Here is a 24,172-nt window from a genome sequence, read left to right on the forward strand (position 1 = left end):
ACGCAATACCTTGCGATCAGAGCGGCGCGATGTATACTCGCAGCGAGACAGGCTACCTAGCAAGACCCCTTCGTGGGGTCGCATTCTTCACCCCCTCGCAGCAGCGAGGGGGTTCGTTTATGATCACGGATGCCACCCGCCCGCAGCGTCAGAGACTCGTCCGCGGCGTCTCGTCCGCAGCCTCAGGGACCGTGACACTAACGCCCAGCGAATCACTCTCACGCACGCCCGCGGGATCGCCGAACGCACCGGCGACACCGACGCCGAGCCAGCTCACGCCAGGCCGAGCAGCCGGGGCAAGTGCCGGGGCGGCGGATTCCCAAAACTCAGCAGCGTGTCGTGCAGACGACGGTCGCTCCACTCCGGGTGGGCGGCGCGAAGCTGCGCCGCCACCTCGCTCACCTCGAGAACTCCGACGTGGTAGGTCGACAACTGCGCGCTCGTGAGCAGTGCGCGTCGCCACTTGCCGACCGCCTCCCCCTCCTCTTGGTACCCGCGGTCGCGCAGCAACCGCAGCGCTTCCTCCTCCGTCAGCCCCTCGCAATGCACCCCTACGTCAAGCACCGCGTTCAACGCCGTCCGCAACCGCATTTTCAGCTGTTGCATCGCCACGGCAAGGCCGCCGAACCCGTACCGCGCCATCACCTCTTCGGCGTACACCGCCCACCCTTCGACAAACGGCCCGCTCCAGAACGCCCGGCGTACCAAGGTCGGAGTTTCCGACCGCCGGGCGTGCGCTAATTGGAGCATGTGGCCGGGCATGGCTTCATGCACGACGAGATTGCGCAGCGCATGCACGTTGTACTCCCGGTAAAACGACGCAACCCGTTCCGAGGGCCACGAAGCAGGAGCCGGGGAAATCGCGAAAAAAGTAGGCGTATCCGGTGGATCCAGCGGTCCCGGCGGTTCGCAATACGCCACGGCGACCCCGCGGTGAATCTCCGGCATGACGATGATGTCGAGCGGATCGGCGTAGTATGTGACCAACTCGCGTCCTTGGACGAACTCCGTCGCCTCAGCCAACGCGGAGCGTGCTTCGGTGATGACCGTCTCGTCATTGGGAGCCTGCTCGGCCAATCGGGCGAAAATCTCTTGTGGTGAACCGCCGAGCCGGCCCGCTGTCTCCACCATTGCCTGCTCAACCCGCTGAACCTCCGCCCACGCAGCGGCGGCGACGTCTTCCGGGCGCCGCGCGACATCCAACACCAGCGCGAGTTTCGCCGTGTACAGCTCCGGTCCGAGCCGTGGATCGCCGTCCGCTTGGTCGAGCTGCTCACACAGCCACGCCAGGTGGGTGCGGACCGCTTCGACCGCCGGCGCCAACCGCTCGGCAACCAGGCCGGCGTACGGACTTCCCTGTGCGTGCGCGGGAATTTCGTCCTCCAACAGCCGCAGCGTTCCGCTGAACTGGTCGATGGCCGTCTCCACGTGCACGCGCGGCATGTCACGGGACGACGCGCGCGCCGCCGCCAGCTGTTCCGGAACCGCGGCGAGCCGGCCGGCCAAGGCGCGAAGCCGGTCATCGAGTGGAGCGAAATCCCGGGCAAGGAGCAGATACAGCGCCGTGCCGGGGTTGGCCTGCAGCGGATTCCACTCGTGTTCCCGTAGCGTCTCCAACTCGAAAAGCCGTTCCGCAACCTTGTTGCGGAGGATCTCCGCGTCGACGCGGTGGCCGACGGGCAGTCGGTCGAGCGGGTACCGCTCCAGACGGGTGAGGACGGCGCGCAGCGCCCGGATCTCGTCGTTGACCGCTGCGGGCCGCAGGTCCTCGAGCCGGTCATCAAACCGGTGATCGCCGATTGCGGTGGCGAGTGAGGGCTGGTACGCAAGCAGCTGGTCGACCGCCTCCGAGGCGAAACGTTCAAAGTCGGCCGCCGGCTCAGGGGTGGACGCAACCGTCATGGGCATAACCTACGGGCAGAAGGCGACGGCGCGCACCGCAGCACAGGAGGGAGTCAGGCGTGGCGGAACGAGCGGGCGGACGGTGGCAGCTTGGTGTTCCCGTGATCGTCGCTTCGCACCGGGCCCCCGTCCAGTTCCGCCGCGAAGGCGGCCGCCGGATCGCCCGCCGCGGGGCCGGTGGGCTCGTCACCGCGCTGCTCGGTCTCGTCCGCGAGATCCCGGACGCCGTATGGGTCTGCGCGGCGAGCACCGAGGAGGACGCTGCGGTCGTCGCGGAACACCGCGGCAAGGCGATTCCCATCGCCGTCGGGCCATTGCCGCGCATCGCCGACCCGGACGCCCATGACGAACCAGTCGCCGCGATCCGCATGGTGGAAATTGATCCCGCAGCCCGGGAGGACTTCTACTCGGTCATCTCCAACCCCATGCTCTGGTTCGTTCAGCACGGGCTCTACGACTTGACCCGCGCACCGAACATCGACGAGGTTGAACACGAGGCATTCGAACACGGCTACGTCGCGGTCAACCGCGCCTTCGCCGACACCATCGCGGAAGAAGTGGAGAGCCGAGGCGGCCGCGCCCTCGTCATGCTCCACGACTACCACTTCTACCTCGTCGCCGCCATGGTCCGGGAACGCTGCCCCGACGTCGTACTCTCGCATTTCGTCCACATTCCCTGGCCCGGACCGGACGCGTGGCGGGTCCTCCCGCCGCACATGCGCGACCAGATTTTCGCCGGGCTGCTCGGCAACGACATTGTCGCGTTCCACACCGAGCGGTTCGCCCGCAATTTCCTGCTCTGCGCGCAGGAACTCCTCGGCCTTCCCATCAATCTCGACAAAATGACCGTACAGTACGGGCCGCGGACCATCGCTGCAAAGACGTATCCGATTTCCATTGACGTCGACGCCCTCGAGGAAGTCGCGAGGAGCAAGGCTGTCCGCACCCGCCTGGACGACCTGGAGACCTGGCTCGCCGCAGAAGGAGGCAAGCTCATCGTCCGAGTGGACCGAACGGATCCGTCAAAGAACATCGTTCGCGGCTTCCTTGCGTTCGAACGGCTCCTTGACGACCATCCTGAACTGGTCGGGAAAGTGCGCTTCCTCGCCTTCCTGCAGCCAAGCCGTCTCGATGTCCCCGAGTACGTCGAATACATTGGCCGCATCGGCTCTGTCGTCGCGCGCATCAACGCGAAGTACACCCGCGGCGGTGAAGCGCCGATCGACCTCCGTCTGCATGAGGACTTCCTCACCGCGGTGGCGGCGTACAGCATCTGCGACGTCGTCATGGTCAATTCAATCGCCGATGGGATGAACCTCGTCGCGAAGGAAGCCGTCTGCGTCTCCCGGCGCAACGCCGTGCTCGCTCTCTCGGAGAACACCGGCGCGTACGAAGAATTAGGTGCCTTCGCCGTCACGCTCTACCCCTTCGACATCCAACAGCAGGCGGATGCGCTGTACATTGCGCTCATGATGCCGGAGGAGGAACGCCGGGAACGCCTGGAAGCGGCGGCGGAAATTGTGCGGGCCAACAACGTGACGAAGTGGCTGGACTTTCAGCTCACAGATCTCGCCGAGTTCACCGGGCTCTGGTCGTGGAAACCGACGCGATCGTCATAGGGAGCGGGCCGAACGGCCTGGTCGCCGCAAATCTGCTCGCGGACGCCGGATGGTCGGTGCTGGTCGTCGAAGCAGCGCAGCAACCCGGCGGCGGGGTGCGCTCCGGCCGTTACGTCGATCCGGACTTCATCTCTGACGCCTGCAGCGCCTTCTATCCGCTCGCGATCGCCTCACCGGCGATGCAGGCCATGCAGCTCGAACGGTACGGCGTGAGATGGCGCCACGCTGATTTCGCGTTTGCGCATCCGCTTCCGGACGGCCGGGCGCTCGCCGTCTCCCGGGACGTCACGGAAACCGCTGCATTGCTGGATGATGTCGCCCCCGGATCCGGAGCCGGCTGGATGGAGCTCGCCGCGCTCTGGAAACGCGCCGCGCCTGCGTTGATGGACGCGCTCTGTACGCCGTTCCCGCCGGTGCGCGCCGGAGTACGACTCGCCCGGGCGCTGTACCGCAGCGGTCTTGGGCGGTTCGCCCGGATGGCGCTTCTTCCGGTGCGGCGGTTTGCCGAGGAATGGGTCCGCGAACCCACCGGCCTTCTTTTCGCCGGCAACGCTCTGCACGCAGACTTCGCACCGGAATCCACGATGAGCGGCTTGTACGGCTGGCTGCTCGCCATGCTCGCCGGTGACGTCGGATTTCCCGTTCCCCAAGGGGGAGCGCAGCGCGTCACTGATGCGCTGCTCGCCCGGTTGCGCGACCGGGACGGCGAATTGCTCTGCGGCCGGCGCGTGACCGGAATCCTCATCCGGAGCGGGCGGGCCGTTGGGGTCCGTCTCGCCGACGGGGACGAGATTGCCGCCCGCCGGGCTGTGCTGGCCGCCGTCCCAGCCCCATCCTTGTACGGCGAATTGATACCACCCGAGCATGTGCCGGAGAATGTGCGCCGCGACCTGCGGAATTTTCAGTGGGATTTCGGGACGGTAAAAATCGACTGGGCGCTGCACGAGCCGATACCGTGGACCAACGACCTTGTCCGACGCGCCGGGACCGTGCACATCGGCGCGTCGATGGACGACCTGACCCGATATGCCGCCGACCTGGCGATGGGATTGGTTCCGGCCCGGCCGTTCGTCGTCCTCGGCCAGCTGTCGACGGTGGATCCAAGCCGGTCACCCGCCGGCACCGAATCCCTCTGGGGATACACCCACATTCCGCAGCAGATTCGCGGTGACGCCGGACCGGATGGGATCTCCGGAGCGTGGACGGAGACGGAGATCGAGGCATTCGTCCGGCGCATTGAAGACCACATCGAGCGCTACGCGCCGGGATTCCGGGAGTGCATCAAGACCCGCGTCGTGCGCGGCCCGGCGGCCATGGACGCCGACCATCCCGGCTTGCACAACGGCGCATTCGGGCAAGGCACGGCGGCCCTGCACCAACAACTGATTTTCCGGCCCCTTCCGGGTGTTGCCCGCCCGGAAACGCCCATTCCCGGCCTGTATCTGGCGTCCTCCTCCGCCCATCCGGGTCCGGGTGTGCACGGCGCCTGCGGCGCCAATGCGGCGCGGGCGGCATTGCGTGCCGATCATCTGGCAACGCGGATCTTCGGTGCGCCGCTGCGCCGAGTGTGTGAACGGGTCATCCGAGGACCTGAGCACCCCGCAAGCCAGCGGCCGGTCCTTGACTCGCCTGACCGTCCGCCGAAGAGGCTCTCATGACCTACCTCCTCGGCGTCGCCGCTGCCATCTTTCTTGGCCTGGGATTCACCCTGCAGCAGCACGCCGCCGCTTCCGCGCCTGCCAGCGATTTCCTACGGATACGCCTCCTCATTGACCTGCTGCACAAGCCGATCTGGATTGTTGGTGTGCTGTCGATGATTGCGGGGCAGGTGCTCTCGGCCATGGCCCTTGCGACCGCAGACGTCTCCCTCGTCGAACCGTTGCTCAGCGCCAACGTATTGTTCGCGCTGATTCTGGCCCGGCTGCTTTACCACCAGCCCCTGGGACTTCGCGAGTGGTCTGGTTCCCTTGTGCTGAGCGCGGGTGTGGGAGTTTTTCTCTGGGCTGGCGACCCACGCGGCGGTGATCCGGACACCGATTCACTGCTCCGCTGGGTTCTGGCTATCGGCGTGCTTCTCCTCGCCCAACTCTGCGTCGTCGAGGCACGTCGGCGTGGCGGCGAGGTCCGGCCGATGCTGCTCGCGGCCGCCGCCGGTCTGCTCTTCGGGGTCCAAGACGGGCTCACCCGACGGGCGACCGCGGCGTGGCATGCCGGAATCGCAAAGATTTTCCTGCACTGGGCGCCGTACACGCTCATCGCCATCGGCATTGTCGCCATGCTGCTCGCGCAGAGCGCCTTCGAGACCGGACGCCTGCGCACCACGCTGCCCGTCATCGCCGCGGCCGAGCCGTTAGCCGGGATCGCGATGGGCGTCATTGTTTTCGGCGAGCGCGTACGGCTGGACACCCTGCCTCTTGCCGGCGAAGCCTGCGGCCTGGCCGCAATCGTCGCCGGAGTGGTTCTGGTCGGCACGTCACAGAATTTCCGCCAGCTGGAACAGGCCTTACTGCGACGCCGTCCCCGCCTCAGTCATCGGCATGCGGACCTCAGGCTCACCCGCAACCACACGGTCGACTAGCCACGCGGACGCCGACGCCGCCACCGTCCGCTGCCGGAGTGTTCAGCCGATCCAGACGGTCTTGATGTTGCAGAATTCCCGGATTCCGTGGGCGGACAGTTCCCGGCCGTACCCGGAGTTCTTGATGCCGCCGAACGGCACCTCCGGGTACGACGTCGTCATCCCATTGACGAAAACCATGCCCGCCTCGAGTCCATTGACGAAGTGCTCCGCCTCCGCCAGATCGCGTGTCCACACATTGGAGCCGAGGCCGAACGGCGTTGCGTTGGCGAGGCGCAGCGCCTCATCCGCCGAGGTGACCCGGTACAGGCCCGCCACCGGACCGAAAACTTCCTCGTCGAACATCCGCATCTGCGGTGTCACGCCGGCGACGACCGTCGGTGGATACCACCATCCCGGCCCCTCCGGTCGCCGTCCGCCGCACAGAATCTGCGCACCCTTCGCCCGCGCGTCCTCCACCAGCTCTTCCACGTCGGCGCGTCCCTGCTCGGTGGCGAGCGGGCCGATCTCGGTCGCGTCGTCGAGCGGATCGCCGACTTTCAGCGCGGACATTTTCGCGACGAACGCCTCGGCGAACGCCTCGTAGACCTCCGCGTGCACAATGAACCGCTTCGCGGCAATGCACGACTGGCCGTTGTTCTGGCACCGGGTGGTGGTGGCGACCTCGGCGGCACGCTCGATATCCGCAGACGGCAAGACAATGAACGGGTCGCTGCCGCCCAATTCGAGCACGGTCTTCTTCAGTTCCCGGCCGGCGATTGCGGCGACCTGCCGGCCCGCGTATTCGCTGCCGGTCAGCGTCACGGCGCGGATCCGCGGATCCGCGATTATTTTTTCGACCGCATCGGAACCCACGAGAACGGTGACGAAGGCGCCGTCGGGAAATCCGGCCCGCCGAAAGAGCTCTTCCAAGAAGAGCGCGGCCTGCGGCACGTTGCTCGCGTGCTTCAGCACCCCGCTGTTGCCGGCCATCAGAGCGGGCGCGGCGAATCGGATCACCTGCCAGAGCGGGTAATTCCACGGCATGACCGCCAGCACCGGGCCGATCGGCTGGTAACGCACGAACGCCCGGCTCGCGCCGATAGCCGCGGCGTCAGCGGGCTCATCGGCAAGGAATTCCTCGGCATGTTCTGCATAAAAGCGGAGCGCCCGCGCACACTTCGAGACTTCCGCCCGCGCCGAACGGATGGTTTTGCCCATCTCAATGGTCAAAATGCGGGCGATCTCCTCGCGCTCCTCATCCAGAATGCGCGCGGCCTCCCGCATTGCGGCAGCACGTCGCTCGAAACTCCACGCGGCGAGAGTTTGAAAGCCCTGCAAAGCAGCAGTCAGCTTCGCATCGATTTCCGCCGGGGTCATCGGATCGAAGGTTTTGACAACCTCACCGGTTGCTGGATTTACCGTGGCAATAGCCATCGCCGTCCTCCTGGTACGTCCGCCTGCGGCCAGCCTACGACGCAATCGGAAGAGCACTGAACCGGCGGGCTCCGTGATGCACGCCACAGATCGCCGGCCGCACCAGGCGAACGTCCGGTTACCACGCCGGTGAGGGCGACAACGGCACGCCGCCGGAAGATCCGAACCTTCCCGGCGGCAGCGCCGCCGGTCAGCCCACCGCGTCGGGGGTACGGGACGGCGTCTCCGCCGCAGCCTGCCGCAGAATGCGCCGAATCACCAGGCGCCGGCTGATCCGCGGGGCAAATGCGGCACCGATCTGCAGGACCACCCAGATCCCTGTCACGCTGAGCGTCAGGGGTGTCGGCGCGCCGACGAGTTTCACCGCCGATGCGAGCAGGACGACGGTGAGGATCGGCCGTACCCACCCGACCGCGCGACCCGCGGAGAGCCGCGCGCCCAGATAAACGCCGGGAATTGCACCGACCAACAGCGACAGGGTCACCGAGATTTTGACGTCCCCGAAGAGCGCGTGACCCAACGCGGCGGCCCCGACCAGCGGTATCGCCTGCACCAGGTCGGTCCCGACGAGCTGACCTGCTCGAAGCTGCGGATAGGCGAGCAGCAGGAGAGCGATGACCAGCGTTCCCGAACCAACCGACGTCATTCCCACCGCAAGACCGCCGAAGACGCCGATGGCGACGGTCAGCAGCGGACGGACTTTGACCTGGGAGACAGCGACAACAGGGACGTGCCGGGTCAATCGGTTGCGTACCAGCATCGACGCAATGGTCAGCAACAGGACGACGCCCAGCAGCACCTTGACCGTGCTCTGCACGTGCGACCCGCCTAACGCACGGATGAGCAGCACACCACCGAACGCCGCGGGTACCGAGCTGACGATCAGCCAGAGCGCAAGTCGATGGTGAACCGTACCCCGGCGCCAGTGGACGGCCGCACCGACGGGTTTCATGAACAGCGACGCCACCAGGTCACTGGAGACCGCCGCCAGCGGTGCGACGCCAAAAAACATGATGAGGATCGGGGTCATCAACGCGCCGCCGCCCATACCGGTCAGGCCGATGAGAAAACCGACTAATGCGCCGGCGATTGATAAATCAGGGGCGATATGCACAGCAACAATCCCTTCGTCGCTTGAGATCCGTGGTAATTTCGTTTGCTTTCGTGGACTCCCGTTGTGTCACGACCGATTGCGTCGTGGCTACTACGTCAGCCTCCGGATTGAGGCTCACCGCGTCCGGCGGCAATACCAAGCCACCGGGAAATGCTGGGTGTTCGGGCAGACCATCCGGCGCCGCCGGCAGGCTCACTCCGCCGGCAGGCTCACGCCATTGGAGTCGCGCGACGCTGCGCCCATGCCTACGGATGGCGCCGCCGTGGCCCTGTCCGCATCGCGAGCGGCTCACATGCCGTGCCGGTAGGCACAGCCGTGCACGTCGGTTTGGCGAAGCCGTCGCCGCGAGCGAACCGAGGTCTCAGTCTTCCCGACAGATGGCGCTGCAGACGCGAAGATGATCGACATGACGACGTCGGGTCAGCCGAAGTCCGCGGCGCGTGGTCGGAGTCATGGCGTCATTCTGGCAGATCACGGTCGATGAGTCTAGTACCTCTACCGATTTTGTGTGTTTTCCCACGGCCGGACGTCGAACCGGATGCCGGCCGCGGCTCATCTGCGCCGCCCGGCAGGGCTTTGCCGCCGCCGGACGCCGAGCGACGGCCGTGGCGATCCGCCGGACGCCGAGCGACGGCCGTCGCGTCTGCCGGATCGGGCACGCCGGTTTCGTCGTCACCAGCGAGGATCGCGGTCAGCCGCTCAACCGCCGCAACGGCCGCATCGAGCCAGTCGTGGTCACCGTCCAGTCGGGGAAGCGCTGCCGCCAGCACTTGGGCGCGGCGTGCCCGCCAGCGGCGCAGCCGGGCTGCGGCGTGGGCGGAGGGATAGAGCCGCGCGGCACGGGCGTCCGCAGGGTCGCTGCGTCGTTCGACCAGACCGGCGGCGATCATGCCTCGGACCATCGTGCTCACGCTGTTTGGCGCAAGAGCGAGCCGTTCGGCCGCCTGATTGACCGACAAGCCGGGTGACTCAACGAGCAACCGAAGCAGGTCCAGCTGACCGACGGGCAGGTCGTCGTACGGCCACGCACTGCGCATCCGGGCCCGCAGGACCCGCCGGAGCGTTCCACTGGCGTCAAGCAGGGCGGCGATACGCCGTACGACGTCGTCACCACGCCGTACGTCGTGGTCATCCGGCCCGGGCGACGACCGTTCGCAGTCCCGGCGGCTCTCCGCCGGGGACGTCAGTCCGCGGCGGCTCGGGTGCCGCGCGTCGCTCGATGTCTCCGTGCGCACGCCCTCACGCTAGCCCAACAAATAGCTCGGTGGCCGAGATATCTCCGCTACGCTGGTGCCGTGGCACGCTCACGACCGGTGCGGACCTCCGGGATGCGCCGATTCGTGGCGGAATTGTTCGTGGAGCCGCGCCGGCCGCCGGCAATCCGGGATCATCCGCGGGCACCCTGGCTCGTCGTCGCGACGGTCTGTGTCGGCGCCTTCATGGGCCAGCTGGACGCGAGCATCGTGACGCTTGCTTTTCCCACTCTTGAACGTGATTTCGCCGCCAGCGTGGCCTCCGTGGAGTGGGTGGCACTGGCATACCTCGTCGTTCTGGCCGGCACGCTCACCGCCGTCGGACATTTCGCCGACATGGTCGGCCGGAAATTGCTGTACACCTATGGATTTATCGTCTTCGCGGCGGCATCGGTGGCGTGCGGTCTGGCGCCGAATCTCGGCAGTCTCGTCGCGTTCCGTGCCGTGCAGGCGCTCGGGGCGGCCATGCTGCAGGCGAATTCGGTCGCACTCATTGCCACCGCGTTGCCGCGGGACGCGGTGGGTGCGGGTCTCGGCGCGCAAGGCGCGGCACAGGCGCTTGGACTCGCGCTCGGGCCGACCGTCGGCGGTGTGCTCATCGACACGCTCGGCTGGCGATGGATCTTCTTCGTCAACGGGCCGGTCGGGCTGCTCGGCGTGCTGGCCGGCTGGTTCTTCCTTCCCCGCTCACGAGACCTGGCAGCCCGCGCGCCCTTCGATTGGACGGGGTTGGTACTCCTCCTGCCTGCCATCGGTCTTGGGCTGATCGGACTTTCGGCTGGCCAGCACTCCGGTTACATGACCCCCGGTGTTCTCGCCGAATTCGTGGTCAGCGCGTTCCTGCTGGGCGGCTTCATCCGGCACGAGCGACGCTGCGACCACCCACTTCTTGAGCCGCGGCTCTTCGCTGACCGCGTTTTCAGCAGCGGCATCGTGGCGGGTCTTCTCGCGTTCCTCGTGCTGTTCGGCACGCTGTTCGTCGTGCCGTTCTTTCTTGAGAACGGGCACGGCGTTGCGCCGGCCCGCACAGGGCTCATCGTCAGCGCCCTGCCGGCTGCGTTGGGACTCATCGCACCCTGGGCCGGACGCCGCGCGGCGCGACCGTGGGCGTTCCTCCTCTCCGCAGCCGGCCTCACCCTTGTCGGCGCCGCCCTGCTGGCTGCGGGTTTCGTCAGCCGGGGAATCGCCGTGGTCGTTGTCATTCTGGCCGCCGTCGGCCTGGGCTTGGGTGCCTTCAACCCGCCGAACAATACGGCAATCATGACCAGTGTGCCGCGGCAGAGATCCGGGCAGGCGGCGGGAATTCTCAACACCACCAGGGCGTTAGGGTCCGCGCTCGGTATCGCGGTCGCCGGTGGAGCATTTGACGCCGCACGACACGGATACACGCACCCGACTCTCGGTGTCACTGCGGGATTCCGCGCCGCGGTCATCACGCTCAGCGGTTTCGCTCTCGCCGCGGCCGCGTTGACGCTCGTCAGAGGCGCAAAAAGGCGGCCCTCCGTAACGGCCGCCATGAACCATCAATGACTGTCAGCCGTAAAGCCGCGGCGTCGGCGCGTCCGGTGCGGATTAGCTGCGCCGTTCCCGGCACGTGAGGTACGGCGAAATTTCAGCTCGCGGCCTTCTCGCCGTCCTTGCACGCAATCGTGCAATCGGCGCTGGGGAAGAACACCGCCTCCGTCCCGTCCTGCCACCGGACGACGTACGGCGGCGTGCCGTTGGCGCCCCGCACTTCGGTGATCACCCCATGACGCGCCGGTTCACCGACATGCCGGCTGTGTACCGCGATTTCATCACCAACGTGAGCCTGCATCGCAACCTCCCAGCGGAAAGGTCACCCTCGTGCTCGGGCTGTTGGTCACTCTCGACTCGCATTCTTCCAGGGCTGCGGCACGGTGCAACCCCCCGACTGCGCAGGCCCGCCGGCATCCTGCCGCGCCTGCGGCTGCGGCGGATTCGGCCAGGGTCCGTGCCGCCACCCCGCCGGCGCTCTGCGGCGCCTTAGTCCGGTGTCAACCGGTCCGGCAGACCTCCGGGAATGCACGGAGAATCTGCCGGCAGATCGGTTCCGTGCGCGCGCCCAGTCCCATGTCGGCGGCACGCACCAAGTCGCACGGCGTGTCGACGTCGAGACGCAGCCGTTGCAAGCCGGCAAGGTCGAGACAGACCGCGCCCAGTACGGCATGGCGTTGCGCAGAATCCACGCCAAAGGCGGGGCGGAGCCGCTCAGCGGGGATCGCCGTGAGCAGCGTCGTCCCTGCCCCATCGGCATCGGGCACATACGCAAACGGATGCCGACTCGCCCGATGCAGTGCGGTGGTGAGATCAGCCGGTCGCAGCGTCGGCAGATCGGCCGGCAGGACGGCAAGCCGTGTTCCGGGTGCCACGTGATGGGCGAACGCGGCGAGCACACTGTTCAGCCGCGGTTCACCGCTCCCGGACCCCACGCCGGCGGATTTCCCGTAGCTTCCCACCGTGCTGGCGGCGTTCTGCTGGACCGCGCCGGTGGGCCCGGCGCCGGCGACGACGTCCGCTTCGTCCACAACGGTGGCGGCTTGACGCCGGGCCAGTTGGGCGACCACCGCATCCGACGTCACGACGACGACGTCGCGGACGCTGGGACATGCCAACGCCGCCGCAAGGGTGTCCTCCAGGGCGGCCAGTGCGAACCGTGTCCGCCACGGGCCAAAGGCGGCCAGCCGGCTCTTGGCTTCGGCAAGGCGCTTCACCGGGATGACGACCACCCACGGTTCGGAGGCGCGCGCAGCTTCGTCCATCGCGATGATGCTTCTCACCGCCAGAGCATGACGTCGGCGGGATCCCGGGCGGGCCGCGGTGAGGGAGCTTCCGCCGGTTTGCCGACTGCGACGGCACCCATCGGCTCGAGATCGTCGGGGAGGTCAAGGACGGCGCGGACGACGTCCCGGCAGAACATCGTGCTGGAAATCCACGCGGCACCAAGCCCTTCGGCGGCGAGCGCAACGAGGAAATTCTCAATCCCGGCGCCGGTGGCGGCGACGAACATCTCGCGTTCAGCCGATGCCCGGCGGGAATCCGGATAGCGGTGGGCCGCGCCGGTCATCGTCATGGCCGGGACGACGAGCAGCGGCGCGCGGTACAGCACCTCGCCCCGGCGCAATCGGCGGTGAATCTGCTCGGGCGTGAATCCGTCGCGGCGCAAATCCTCCCGCCAAGCCTCGGCCATCGCGTCGAGCAATTCCTTTCTCTTCTCCGTGACGACGATGAACCGCCACGGCACGGAGTGGTGCGGGGCCGGTGCGCTGACCGCGGCGGCGACCGCACGCCGGACGGCGTCCATATCGACCGGGTCGGCGGTGAATGCGCGGATCGTGCGGCGGTCGAAGACCGCCTGTCGCTTGGCTTCGTGGGTGCCGAGCCGGAACAAGTCGTCTTCCGGACGGCGGACGAGCCGACGGGCGGTGTCGTCGGCGAATTCGAGGTCCAGACCGCGGACAATTGCGACCGGGACGTTCGACAATTTCCCCTTGACCAGGTCAGCGGCAGCGGCGATCTCGTCGGCGATTGCTACGACCGTCACGTCGAGCGGACGGCCGAACGCGTCCGGCTGCCCGCGGAAATCCCGTAGCACCGCAACACCAGCGGCGCCAATTGTCTGATCGACCAGACCGGTCCGCCAGGCCCGGCCCATGGTGTCCGTAATGATCACAGCTACGTCCACCCCGAGGAACCGGCGCAGGCCGTCACGAATGCGCCGAGCCGACGCGTCGGGATCCACGGGAAGCAGGGCGACCTGGCCGGGCGGCACGTTGCTGGCATCCACACCGGCTGCGGCAAGGACGAAACCGTGGCGGGTCTCGACGATACGGGTTCGGCCGCGCTCGGCGACGATCCGGACCGCCTCTCGGTCGATCGCGTCCTCCCGATCGAGGGCGACCAGCCGGCCCTCGGCTTTGCTCACCACCTTGCTGGTGACGACCACCACGTCGCGATCCCGAAGGCCCGGCTCAGCCCGCGCGATCAACGCAGCCAGGTCATCGCCTGCCCGGATCTCCGGCAGTCCAGTTACACCCCAGAGCTGGACACCACTACTCGGCGCGCGCATTCCGCCTCCTCGCCGCGTCGCACCACCAGGTACGACGTCGCAACCATGCTCACACCGGGCGGAAAGCGTGGCACCGTCAGCGGTCCCGCCCGGGCACCGGCGGATTCCGGCCACCGACACCCGCGCGGACCGCGGCCTACGCCGTCCACCTTACGAGGGCAGCCCGTGTTGATCGGTGGCGTACGAGCAACGGGACCAACCCATCGCCGTCCGTCACAGGGGACCGCCGGCACCGGGCGTCGGCACCGGGCGGCGAATGGCGCAGGGCCGGGTGGCGCAGGGCCGACCGCTGGCGCCGGGTGGCGAATGGCGCAGGGCCGGGTGGCGGCACCGGGCGGCGTCGTACGTCGCGGGGCCGGGCGTCGGCACCGGGCGGCGTCGTCGACAGCTTGGACGCTGGCTACGATCTGCAGCGAAGGGGAGTAGTCCCGCGTCAGTTCGTCGACATGCTGGAGCTCCGGCTCCCGGCGGCTGAGCCCGTTCCGGGTGGGCGAGACCTTCGACCGCACGCTCACGAAAGCGGTTGCGGGTCGAGGCCGCCCCTCCTCCCGCAATCGCCGGGAGGAGGAAACCGTTGGTGCACGTCGCATTGCTCGTCGGCACCGCAGTCGTCATCTACGTCGCCTGTGAGTGGTTCGTCAACGCCATCGAGTGGCTTGGGCTGCACCTGCGCATCGGGCCGATTGCCGTGGGGACGATTCTCGCCGCGGTGGGCACCGCCTTGCCGGAGAGCGTCGTCACTTTTGTCGCCGTCGTCTTCGGGCACAGTGCAACGTTTGACGCCATCGGGATGGGTGCCGCACTCGGCGGACCCCTGGTACTCGCGACGATTGCCTACGCGGTGGTCGGCTTTGTGCTTTTGTTGCGCGGACGGCGCCAGGTCGTGATGCGAAACACGAGGCCTGCGTCCGGAAATCCGGCCTGGGAATCCGATAGTGACGTCGAAGTCCCGACCAAACAACTCGTCCGCGACCAGCGGTGGTTCCTCGCGGTGTTCGTGGTCAAGGTTGGGCTGGGGCTCGTGACATTCGCCGTCAAACCGTGGTTGGGATTTGCATTCTTCGCGGTCTACATCGTGTATTTCATACGTGAAGTATCAGCGGGCGGCGAACACGACGAATCCACTCTGGAACCGTTGAAACTAACGCCGCGCACGGTGCGGCCGCATGTCGGTGCCGTTGTCGCACAGACCGTGGGAGCACTCGCCGCAATTTTCGTTGCCTCGCAACTGTTCGTCGACCAGCTTGCCTGGGCCGGCAAAACCCTTGGGCTTTCCGCAAGCGTCGTCGCGCTGCTCCTTTCCCCGGTGGCCACCGAGCTTCCAGAAACCATCAACGCCCTCATCTGGGTGCGGCAAGGAAAGACACAACTCGCGCTCGCCAATATTTCCGGAGCGATGATGATTCAGGCAACGGTTCCGAGCGGTTTCGGGTTGCTCTTCACGCCGTGGCGGTTCGACGGGCCGCTTCTGCTGTCCGGCCTGGCGACCATGGTGGCGATCGGCTATCTGCTCGCGACGATCGGCCGTCACCGGCTGAGCAGCGCCCGGCTGGCATACGCGGCCGTTCCGTACGCCGGATTCGCCGCCGGGCTGATCTTCCTCCGGTGAGAGTCGGGCGGCCCTTGGGTACGCCCGCGCGGGCGGGCCGGCGCCGGGAAGGAGACGGATCACGACGAAGCGCAGGCGAAGCCGCCTCAGGGAAAGTGGAGCCGCCTCGGGGATTCGAACCCCGGACCTACGCATTACGAGTGCGTTGCTCTGCCGGCTGAGCTAAGGCGGCGGACGCTCAGCAGTGTAACGGGGTCACGGCCGGAGCGACCGGGCTGGCCGGATCAGCCGGCCAGGCGGCGGGCCCTGCGCGATCACTCCTGCGGCTCGCGGCGGCCGTACCGCTCCTCGTAGCTGCGGCGCGAACCGCACACGCTCGCCTTCGGACACACGCACCGTTCTCCAGTCGCGGTGAGCTTCACGACCACGTTTCCGGCCGGGACGTTGTAGCCGACGAGCACCCCGTCGCCGTCCGGTGTGGAGACCCGGCTCCCGATCCGCGGGAGATCCGCCTTGAATTCGGCGTACAACGGATGCTCGTATTTCAGGCAGCACATGAGCCGTCCGCAGGCACCGGAAATCCGCAGCGGATTCGCCGGCAAATCCTGGTCGCGTGCCATGCGGACCGAGACCGGCTCAAAGTCCTTGAGAAAAGTCGAGCAACACGTGTCCCGGCCGCATGGGCCGATCGCCGTCTGCACACGAGCCTCGTCGCGGGCGCGCAATTGCCGCAGCTCCACACGTGCGTCCAATTCCGCCGAGAGAGCGCGGACCAACGCCCGGAAATCCACCCGGTGCGGCGCGCTGAAATAGAACAGGAACGTATTGTCGGCGTCCAGAAAATCAACCCCGACCAGCTTCATCGGCAGGCTGTGTTCGCGGATCAACCGGCGGGCGACCACCCGGGCGTGCGCCCGTCGCCCGCGGTTCCGCTCGTCACGGGCAAGATCGGCGTCCGTGGCAAACCCGGCGCAGACCGGCAGACCCTCGATCTCCTCGGACACGTACGTCGGGGGCCAGACGCACTCGGCAACCTCGTTGCCCGCCGTTGTCGGGTACAGCACCTTGTCGCCGACCTTCGGGGCGTACGGCCCGGGGTCAAGGTAATACAGCCTCCCGTATCGGTTGAAGCTGACGGCCATCATCATGCCCACGTCTCGACCCTAGACCGCCCGCAACGACCGACGCGGCCTGTCTGGGCGAGCGCTCCGGCGGCCGCCGGGTCAGGCAGCGACGGAGCGAGGGGCCGGGCCAGGCCACGACGGAGCGGGGGCCGGTCACCTCCGGCGGCGTACCTTCTCTGTCCACATGCCTGCGGTGCGGTAGTAACGGCATTACGGAAGATCGGGAGCGTAGCGAAGGGGGTGCAGCTCCTGCGATGACCGAGCGCGCCGCTGGCGCGGCGACGAAGCACTGGTGATCACGGCATCGTCATCGTCCATCAGGAACCGCGGGTGTGCTCGTCGAGACACCTCGGCTTTTGAGCTAAGGACACGCGATTGCGAAATATACGTGGCTCACGCTACCCGAGAAACCCCGGAATGTCGTCGTGCCCGTTGAGCACGGCTCGATCGAGGCCACGATTGAACGCCTCACAGGAGGTCTCGGGCACCAGCAGACAGTGGTGACACGCCCCTGGAGCGGAACCACTTCCGCGAGGTCCGGGCGCATCCTCTCCGCACACCGGGTCCGTGGCGCACCATGACGCTGCGTCGACCGCAGCTTCGAGGATGTCGCTAAGCTGGCCCGGTGTGCCCAACTCGACTAGGCCACCGAGGGTGCCGTGCAGGTCTCCGGAAGCGGTATAAACGAGAAACCCAGTGCGCTCGTCCACCGCGAATATCCGTTCCCGAAGTGATGGAAGCGGGTATCCTGCGTGCGGCGCGGCGGCCCGCATCACAAGATGGGCTAACGTGTGAGCAAGCAGCCACCTCAACCGCTGCGATTCAGGTCCTGGGGGTGCGGCCCGCGCAGCGGCCGCCAAGCGGCTGTCACCGGCCACGCGACCCGCCCACCTTGCCACTGCGACTGGCTCAAGGAGAAGCAGTATGCCCTCGCCGAAAACCTGGTATCCCGGCAACCAGTCGTCTGGCGAGTCCTTAGCGAAATCCTTTGGACGCGGCTTTCCCCAGAGCTGCGCGTAGCCTATCTCCGGGTCCGGCGCTATTGGCTCGACACGGCAGAATCCCACACAAACCCGCGTCTCGCGCAGCCTCGGAACCAGACTGACCGCCGCAAGGCAACGGCCGAGGCGGCTGTGCTGGAATTTGCCAATATCCTGTGGTTCGACAATAAGGTCCGGCAGCCTTGCCGTAATCCGTCGTGGATGGTCAGATGACAACAGCGCATTTAATTCTCGAGTACGCAATTCTTGGACGTGTCGAGGTACACTGACCCGACCACTCTGTATAGCCTTGAGATGGCGTGTCACCTCAGCAGCATCGGTATGGATGCCCAAGCGTTCGGCAGTCTCCACGATCTTCTCGATGACCTCAGTCCTACGAGTTAGTCGACTCAACGTCCGCAGCGTTGCATTCTCCGTCAGAGCGTGGAGTAGAGCCGGGTTGTCTGCGTCGGCCAGCGGTATGGTGAGACTTGACAGTTGCCATGCATAGTACGCAGCCGTCGACGTTCGTTCCAGCGGGCGAGCACAATGTGTACACGTCTCCGGCTCGGAGTGTGGCAGCCATGGGCGGGCGCCGGTGCACCTGAAGGTGGTATTTGGATCGAACTGCGCGCTTCGGCTGCAACTTTCGCAATTTAGATACGGACGATCAGCTACATCGGACACACGGTAGCGCACGTCCGGAGCGCGACAGGATGAGCCGGGTAGAGCGTGCAGCCAGCCGACCCAGTCGATGTCGTCGAGATGACCAGCTGGGCAAGCGAGTACCAGCGCAGTCTGGAATGTCGGCCACGAGCGTCGTTTAGAGCTCGGCGGCGTACACGCGTTGCACCGTCCTGGGCTAGCATCCGCAGGACTGCGGTAAATCAGCCGAAAGCACTTAGGATTCGAACATGCTTCGACAAGCGGAAAGCGCGCCGCGGGCAGTAGCCAATCGCGATCTTTCTTTGGGTTACTACCGGACGGCCACGGCATGACGAAGCGCGCAACGCCCGTTGCCGCCTGCAGGTTCGTGTCATTGATGGTCAACTCATCAAGCACGGGGACAGATCCAGAAGGGCGCTTCGGTAACGACTTCAGCCACGTCGCTGGCGCACAGACCACCGCGCTGACCCGGTCGCGGGTCAGCAGCAGCGCGCCGGGACCAAACGGGGCGATGACATGCGCCCGCCGGAGAGGCGTCACAGAGCGACTCACCATGCATCCTCCTCATCTACGTCGGTAGCAGAGTCCTGTCGGTGCATCACGCTCCTCCTTGCGCAGGGATCAGGCGGTAGCCAGTCCTCATCGATGCTTACCGCCGCGTAGGCATCGACGTTGCGCAGTGAGGTCAGCACCGCCCAACTGGCTTTATCAGGCGGCGCAGGATCCTCCAGCGCACGCAGAAACTGCGCGCCGTGGCGTCCGGCTGTACCCCAAGGCATTTTTTCGTTGATCGCGGCCCGTAGCTCGGTCACTGCGGCTCGTGTGAGGGCTTCAATACGCTCACCGACAGCTTTACCGACAAGAGCCCCTGCCCGGTCACGGATCGCGGCCGCGGCGGCCTCGACGAGCGGAACATCCGCTTCCACGACGTCTTTAAAGTCAGTTGAACGGATCTGACGTACAACCGCGGCTATCGTACTGCGCAAGCCCCTTGCTAGCGCAGCGTCCGTAAAAGGTGTAACACTCGCAGGCTCCACTGACCCGTAGAGTCGCTCGTGCACCGAGGTAAACCGCTCATAGTGGCTCATGTCACGGCCTGTCAACGGGTTGAGAAGCACAACCACGAGACCGGGCGCATTTGTCGGATCACGGCCGACTCGGCCCGCAACCTGGATGTACTGGGCTGAGGTCTTAGGCTGCCGCACGATCGTCAATAGTCCGAGTCGGTCAATATCAAGGCCGACCTCAATGACGCTGGTCGCCAACGCCAGATCAACCGTACCGCGCTCCCAACGGCGACGTGCAAGGCGTTCCAGTGCCTCGCTCGCCGCGTTACTCGACGCGCTGGTAAGCTCAATGTCCTCTAGCGTACGAATCGCGAGCCTTTGCTTACCCTTCTTAACCGGCCCAGTACGGACCCCTGTCGCCGACACCAATCGCCACGCGTAACCACGAAGGTCGGTAGCAAGAAGTGCCTTCGCGTGACCGAGGTCCCGCAAGGAGCCAAAAAACACGAGATTCGTCCAGTAGGGGTCTACGCTAGCTCCGCACTGTTCAATCGCCGCAGCTGCATGCGCGAGGCTGGCGATTACGCGCATCTGTGTCCGAGGGAAACTGTTCACACCCGTGGCACAGACGCCGACGAACTTGCGCGGCGGTATACGGTCGTCGCGTCGGGTAAAGAAGCGGTCGTCGATACTCAGGCCCGGCGGTGGGACTAGCCGGACCTGATCGGCTGGGCAATTGTAGAGCGCTTCCGCCTGTCGGGCGTACGCCCGGGTTGTTGCCGTCGCGGCGACGACGTGAGGCGACTCACCCTTATCGTGACAGCAGAGTGCGTGCAGAGCGGACTCATAGAGAGCCACTAAGCTACCCAGCGGCCCGGAAATCAGATGCAGCTCGTCTTGGATGATCAGAGTGGGTGAAGGTCTTACCCGCCGGCCCTGTCGATCGATGCCAAAGATGACACGGGCGTCTTCTTTCCACGCCAGCTGGGCGAACTTGTCCACGGTCGCAATTAAAAACGCCGGTGGTTTTTTGTAGATATCTTCATCGACTTCGTAGACCGGCAGACCACGACCGCCACTGCGAGCAAGGTGAAAGGCACAAACAGGATTCTCGCACGATGCCCGCACCCGGTAACTGTTCTCCAAGTGCTGCACGTCATACCCCAACACCCGTCCCTCGACGACACGCCCGATCTCGGTGGCGCACGCTGGACACCGGGAAAGTAGAAACGGCCTGGCATCACGACGAGCTTTTGCATCCTTCACAGTTTGCTCAAGCGCCTTAAGCGCATCTTCACGCCGGTTTGGGGTGCTGGCTTGGCCAAGCCAGACACCAATCGAAAACCGATCGTTGCCAAGTAGTTCACGGTTCTTTAACCGCAACGTCTCCAGCGCGCATATGAGCGACGCAGCTCGTTGTAGCTGCTGAGCCGTAAGTAGGCGCAGCGTGTAGCGCATGAGGACGGTGGTGCCGCCTGCATTCGATTGGGCGCGGCGTCGGTACAACATTGCAAAGGCTGCAAGTCCCAAGTACGCTTCAGTCTTCCCACCGCCGGTAGGCATCCATATGACGTCCACAACACCACGGCGCGGATGCCGGGGATTAATCACCGGGCAGAGGTTCGCGAGTAAGAATGCCAACTGGAACGGTCGCCATTTAGCAGGACCCGTTGTCGGCTCGGCGCCGTCAACCTGAACCTGGTCACCGACCAAGGTGACATGTCGCGTAGCCGCCGCATAGCTGCGGCGCTGCTGCGCCATTGCCACCGAAGCCCACTCTAGGCACTGACGTGCTATGCTATTGGTTTTGACGGTTTCCCATCCTTCTTCAATGGCGTCGGCAAAGGAACGACATACCTGCACATGCTTCTGTGCAGTCGCTCCTGCCGTGCCGGTGAGACGTGCAGCCTGCTCCTCGATTGAGGTGATCCAATCACGGTAGCTGCGAATCAGCCGCTCGACGGTGGCGACAGCCGATACTTCCCAGCGTCCAAGCCCATCCATGTCGACGGCGAGTGGGCCGTCCTCATCTTCGATGTCGGGTGTCGTCCCAGAGACTGCCGCAACCGGCAAGGCTTCCGTGCGCACAATGTCCTCACCTTTGACTCGGTGCACTACGGCGTCAACTCCGTGTCCGACGGCACGAATGGGTGAATCCCTATATAAGAGCCGCAGGCTGGCGGCCTCCGCCGTTGTATCCGAGTCTCGTTCCGGGTAATCACACAGGAGACCTTCTGGGACGGCAACTGCAAGCTGTGAAGCGAATAGCACACGCTCAGCCAAGGCTGCTCCATTCCGCGGGGTGCGGTTTGCCAGATAACAGGTGACAACTCGCTTTCCGTCGGAAGATTTCCTTGCGCGGACACCTATTTCGAGATTTAGCGGATCGACGTCGATCAGCGTCTTTCCCCAAAATTCTGGCTGCTCGACCTGTAGCGAGAACGGTACCGTTCGGTCGATGGGTACGCGGTGCCAGGCTGTGCCCGGCTGACCGTTGGCTGTTGTATACGGGAATGGTTCGTAGCGCGCACCTGTCACTCGCAAGGTCAGTAACGGCGTCGTGTCACGTATTACGAAGGACACACCGAGTGACGACGGACGACCAGGGCGGTCCCTCGGCAAATTTTCGAGTACAACATCATCCTCGGCCATTCCGTGGCCGGACTCGCCTCCTCGTGTCGCGAATGGTTCGGGAATGGAATTTCCTGGATCCGTATCTAGATCTTCATCGGCTTCGTCTGGTCTAACCGGCGCCTGCTCAGCGTCGAGTATGTGTTCTTCGCTAAGGTCAAGCTCCATCGGGTACAGAACACCGATGATGTATCGGGATGTCGGCGAGGCCAAGAGGATTTCCTCGCCGTCGTCGGCAACGAAGAGTCGATCCCGACCCAACCGTCCGACCATGGAATATCCGCGCTCAATGCGCTTGGCCGTAGCCCCAGGATATATACCGGACTTGTCGACAAGCGGGCCGACCAGGTCTCGGCGGAGCGCATCGATAATCGCATCGCGGGTCTGTTCTGGTGTCATGCGCCCACCTTCCTCGACAACGTGGTCACACGGCAGCCATGATCGTCAAACAAAGCGCCGAGGCAGCTCAGAGGAACCGGAACCGGCTCTTCAATGCGAGCTGTCACCATAGCGAGTAGGAGCGTACCGAGGTCGCTAACGTCCAGTACGGCCCATCCGTTGCGATCTACATCGCTCGCCCAGCGTCGATCTTTCAAGCACTCGAGCAAATCGCGCCGAATCTCCTCGCCGGCTTGCTGGCGGGCGATGCGAATCCTGACCAGGTCGTCGAAGTGTGCGGCCAGATGCTCAACTCCAATGACCTTTGTCAGGGCTTCAAACGCCGTAGAACGCCGTGGAGCGATGTAAGACTCGTCGAGGGGACTGCGAAGCAACGTACGCGCGTACTCGCCATCGCCGAGTATGTCGGTCAGCTGGCGCCACAGTGTGTCGTGACCTTCGCGGTCAAGCGCGCGACGCAGAGCTTTTCTGATTTGGTCCGGGTATCCAGATACCCGTTCGATCTTCTTAAGCGTCCAGCCAGAACGACTCAACCACTCATTGGCGCGCACGACAATCTGCATATGGGGAGCCGTAGCGCAGCGCACAGCGAGCACGTCGCCACGTTCGATTGCTTGGACTGGGCAGGGTAATAAGATAACCGCGCCGGCCTCATCGTCTACGCTTACGACATACGGCCGTGGACCAAGTTCGTTATGGAAGAAGATCGCGTGTCCGGACCTGAGTTGGATCTCGACCGCCATCGTCTCGCCGACGCTCGAGGGAGCCTGTAGGCGTGAGATTCGACGCACCGAAGAAGGGGTTTCTACCGCGCAAGCCCAGTCGCGCGAGCTCTCTATGGGCTGTGCTGGACCGTCGTCGCACACGGATAGTTGCGGATGCGCCTCCGAGGGGAGCAACCAGATATCATCGGCTGGTAGCGTCGGCGCATCGACCGTCAGCACAACGCGGACCTTTGTCGCTGCCGGCGCTGTCAGGAGCCACCCGTATTCCCGGAGGATAACATCCTGGCCGCGGAACGGCGAAGCAAACGCAATCGCCGGATGGCCAAGGATAATGCAGACGCGTCGTATGTCGGACCGGGTTCGCAGGTCAGACGCTATAGCGACGTCGACACAGTCAAACTCTTCGGCGGCAAGCCAGTCCTGTATGGGATCCATCCACTCCGGACGAGGCACTGCTAAGACCGCCTCGGGAGTGCCATCTAGTGCTGCACCATACTCCGACAGAAGCTCCCCGAGCGCCGATGCCACCGGTGATTGAGTAGCAAACAGTTCGCGCAAAGCCTCCGTAAGCGATGCTGCACTTTGCCACAGTGTGTGGCCGGGCCTGTCGACAAGAAATTGCTCCAAGTCTTTAATTAGGAACCCAATGCCAGTAAGCTCGTGTGCTGGCCACAAAGGGGTGCACGTGAGCACCTTTCGCGCATCGAACACTCCGCGAAGCACTTTACCAGCTATTGTGGACGTCTCGACATGGGGTCGAAATGCCTTTGCCACTTGAAGCACGCGCGCGAGTTCCGGCCAAGAGACGCGGGTCACAACGACAGCCGGTGACTCCGCGCAATGCCACATCTCGAATAATGCCTGTAGCTCGCTCACCACATATCTTCTTCGTCGCAGGTGGTTTCTGGCTCTATCCGGCAAAAGATTTCAAGTCCCGCGGTTGGCTTCAGCAATGACACGAGTGTTGGTGGCAGATTTCTTGGCGCAGGCCAACCAGAGACAGATATCACACTGGCGACTCTGGATGCTGCTGGAGAGCGCCTCGACAACAGCAGGATTATTGGCACGTTTGGCCAAACGCTCCGTGAGCTGCGGGCCCATGCCGCTGAACCAGTGAAAAGA

16 protein-coding genes and 1 tRNA gene are annotated in these 24,172 nt (G+C 65.2%); 5 read left to right on the plus strand and 12 right to left on the minus strand.

Translation table 11 applies throughout. The features are described 5' to 3' along the window. Positions 1 to 273 precede the first annotated feature (273 nt). Positions 274 to 1,902: a DUF885 domain-containing protein gene (locus ACEL_RS10085; protein WP_011720787.1), complete on the minus strand. Its 1,629-nt coding sequence runs from the start codon at positions 1,900 to 1,902 to the stop codon at positions 274 to 276. A gap of 59 nt (positions 1,903 to 1,961) precedes the next feature. On the opposite strand from ACEL_RS10085, the gene ACEL_RS10090 reads away from it, so the two are divergent. The 3 genes from ACEL_RS10090 to ACEL_RS10100 are packed head-to-tail and all read left to right on the plus strand — an operon-like array spanning position 1,962 to position 6,099. Beyond that, positions 1,962 to 3,521: an alpha,alpha-trehalose-phosphate synthase (UDP-forming) gene (locus ACEL_RS10090; RefSeq protein WP_011720788.1), complete on the plus strand. Its 1,560-nt coding sequence runs from the start codon at positions 1,962 to 1,964 to the stop codon at positions 3,519 to 3,521. Then, positions 3,497 to 5,179 (plus strand): phytoene desaturase family protein, encoded by a 1,683-nt coding sequence (locus ACEL_RS10095; protein ID WP_011720789.1) that lies wholly within the window; start codon positions 3,497 to 3,499, stop codon positions 5,177 to 5,179. Before ACEL_RS10090 ends, ACEL_RS10095 begins: the two co-directional genes overlap by 25 nt. Continuing rightward, positions 5,176 to 6,099: a DMT family transporter gene (locus ACEL_RS10100; protein ID WP_011720790.1), complete on the plus strand. Its 924-nt coding sequence runs from the start codon at positions 5,176 to 5,178 to the stop codon at positions 6,097 to 6,099. Before ACEL_RS10095 ends, ACEL_RS10100 begins: the two co-directional genes overlap by 4 nt. A gap of 42 nt (positions 6,100 to 6,141) precedes the next feature. Here ACEL_RS10100 and ACEL_RS10105 read toward each other — a convergent pair whose 3' ends face one another. The 3 genes from ACEL_RS10105 to ACEL_RS11700 all read right to left on the minus strand — a co-directional run bounded on the left by ACEL_RS10105 (position 6,142) and on the right by ACEL_RS11700 (position 9,864). Further along, positions 6,142 to 7,515, minus strand: a complete 1,374-nt coding sequence (locus tag ACEL_RS10105; RefSeq protein WP_011720791.1) for an NADP-dependent succinic semialdehyde dehydrogenase — start codon at positions 7,513 to 7,515, stop codon at positions 6,142 to 6,144. 190 nt (positions 7,516 to 7,705) lie between these two features. Continuing rightward, positions 7,706 to 8,629 (minus strand): sulfite exporter TauE/SafE family protein, encoded by a 924-nt coding sequence (locus ACEL_RS10110; protein WP_011720792.1) that lies wholly within the window; start codon positions 8,627 to 8,629, stop codon positions 7,706 to 7,708. Between the two features lie 458 nt (positions 8,630 to 9,087). Beyond that, the gene (locus ACEL_RS11700; RefSeq protein ID WP_011720793.1) at positions 9,088 to 9,864 is read right to left on the minus strand and encodes a MarR family winged helix-turn-helix transcriptional regulator; all 777 of its coding nucleotides are present in this window, start codon (positions 9,862 to 9,864) and stop codon (positions 9,088 to 9,090) included. A 93-nt stretch (positions 9,865 to 9,957) separates the two neighbouring features. Between ACEL_RS11700 and ACEL_RS10120 the strand changes: the two genes are divergently transcribed. Beyond that, complete coding sequence (locus ACEL_RS10120) at positions 9,958 to 11,412, plus strand: DHA2 family efflux MFS transporter permease subunit (protein WP_011720794.1); 1,455 nt, start codon at positions 9,958 to 9,960, stop codon at positions 11,410 to 11,412. Positions 11,413 to 11,494: 82 nt separating this feature from the next. On the opposite strand, the gene ACEL_RS10125 is transcribed toward ACEL_RS10120, so the two are convergent. From ACEL_RS10125 to ACEL_RS10135, 3 genes are all read right to left on the minus strand, one after another. Beyond that, positions 11,495 to 11,698, minus strand: coding sequence for a DUF1918 domain-containing protein (locus tag ACEL_RS10125; protein ID WP_041835089.1), 204 nt, complete (start codon positions 11,696 to 11,698; stop codon positions 11,495 to 11,497). 199 nt (positions 11,699 to 11,897) lie between these two features. Beyond that, on the minus strand, positions 11,898 to 12,662 hold the full coding sequence (cofC, locus tag ACEL_RS10130; protein ID WP_083760649.1) for a 2-phospho-L-lactate guanylyltransferase: 765 nt from the start codon (positions 12,660 to 12,662) through the stop codon (positions 11,898 to 11,900). Between the two features lie 14 nt (positions 12,663 to 12,676). Next, entirely contained in the window at positions 12,677 to 13,969 is a 1,293-nt protein-coding gene (locus ACEL_RS10135; RefSeq protein ID WP_011720797.1) for a coenzyme F420-0:L-glutamate ligase, read from the minus strand. Between the two features lie 574 nt (positions 13,970 to 14,543). Here ACEL_RS10135 and ACEL_RS10140 point away from each other — a divergent pair. Further along, positions 14,544 to 15,578, plus strand: coding sequence for a sodium:calcium antiporter (locus ACEL_RS10140; RefSeq protein WP_041835090.1), 1,035 nt, complete (start codon positions 14,544 to 14,546; stop codon positions 15,576 to 15,578). A 96-nt stretch (positions 15,579 to 15,674) separates the two neighbouring features. On the opposite strand, the gene ACEL_RS10145 is transcribed toward ACEL_RS10140, so the two are convergent. The 5 genes from ACEL_RS10145 to ACEL_RS10160 all read right to left on the minus strand — a co-directional run bounded on the left by ACEL_RS10145 (position 15,675) and on the right by ACEL_RS10160 (position 23,926). Then, positions 15,675 to 15,750 (minus strand) — tRNA-Thr (locus ACEL_RS10145). Between the two features lie 82 nt (positions 15,751 to 15,832). Continuing rightward, positions 15,833 to 16,666, minus strand: a complete 834-nt coding sequence (locus tag ACEL_RS10150) for a PSP1 domain-containing protein (RefSeq protein WP_011720799.1) — start codon at positions 16,664 to 16,666, stop codon at positions 15,833 to 15,835. 374 nt (positions 16,667 to 17,040) lie between these two features. Further along, complete coding sequence (drmB, locus tag ACEL_RS12985) at positions 17,041 to 18,843, minus strand: DUF1998 domain-containing protein (RefSeq protein ID WP_011720800.1); 1,803 nt, start codon at positions 18,841 to 18,843, stop codon at positions 17,041 to 17,043. Further along, the gene (locus ACEL_RS10155; RefSeq protein ID WP_011720801.1) at positions 18,837 to 22,325 is read right to left on the minus strand and encodes a helicase-related protein; all 3,489 of its coding nucleotides are present in this window, start codon (positions 22,323 to 22,325) and stop codon (positions 18,837 to 18,839) included. The genes drmB and ACEL_RS10155 overlap by 7 nt, the downstream gene beginning before the upstream one ends. Continuing rightward, a complete protein-coding gene (locus ACEL_RS10160; RefSeq protein WP_148204611.1) occupies positions 22,322 to 23,926 on the minus strand; it encodes a hypothetical protein in 1,605 nt (534 codons plus the stop codon). Before ACEL_RS10160 ends, ACEL_RS10155 begins: the two co-directional genes overlap by 4 nt. Positions 23,927 to 24,172: the final 246 nt, after the last annotated feature.

The organism is Acidothermus cellulolyticus 11B, from assembly GCF_000015025.1.
Classification (GTDB): domain Bacteria; phylum Actinomycetota; class Actinomycetes; order Acidothermales; family Acidothermaceae; genus Acidothermus; species Acidothermus cellulolyticus.

Excerpts from the sequence above, each read along its gene's own strand:
- ACEL_RS10105 (WP_011720791.1), bottom strand. The coding sequence starts at position 7,515 with ATGGCTATTGCCACGGTAAATCCAGCAACCGGTGAGGTTGTCAAAACC.
- ACEL_RS10135 (WP_011720797.1), bottom strand. The coding sequence starts at position 13,969 with ATGCGCGCGCCGAGTAGTGGTGTCCAGCTCTGGGGTGTAACTGGACTG.
- ACEL_RS10155 (WP_011720801.1), bottom strand. The coding sequence starts at position 22,325 with ATGACACCAGAACAGACCCGCGATGCGATTATCGATGCGCTCCGCCGA.
- ACEL_RS10125 (WP_041835089.1), bottom strand. The coding sequence starts at position 11,698 with ATGCAGGCTCACGTTGGTGATGAAATCGCGGTACACAGCCGGCATGTC.
- cofC (WP_083760649.1), bottom strand. The coding sequence starts at position 12,662 with ATGGACGAAGCTGCGCGCGCCTCCGAACCGTGGGTGGTCGTCATCCCG.
- ACEL_RS10150 (WP_011720799.1), bottom strand. The coding sequence starts at position 16,666 with ATGATGATGGCCGTCAGCTTCAACCGATACGGGAGGCTGTATTACCTT.
- ACEL_RS10120 (WP_011720794.1), top strand. The coding sequence starts at position 9,958 with ATGCGCCGATTCGTGGCGGAATTGTTCGTGGAGCCGCGCCGGCCGCCG.
- drmB (WP_011720800.1), bottom strand. The coding sequence starts at position 18,843 with ATGGTGAGTCGCTCTGTGACGCCTCTCCGGCGGGCGCATGTCATCGCC.
- ACEL_RS10100 (WP_011720790.1), top strand. The coding sequence starts at position 5,176 with ATGACCTACCTCCTCGGCGTCGCCGCTGCCATCTTTCTTGGCCTGGGA.
- ACEL_RS10085 (WP_011720787.1), bottom strand. The coding sequence starts at position 1,902 with ATGACGGTTGCGTCCACCCCTGAGCCGGCGGCCGACTTTGAACGTTTC.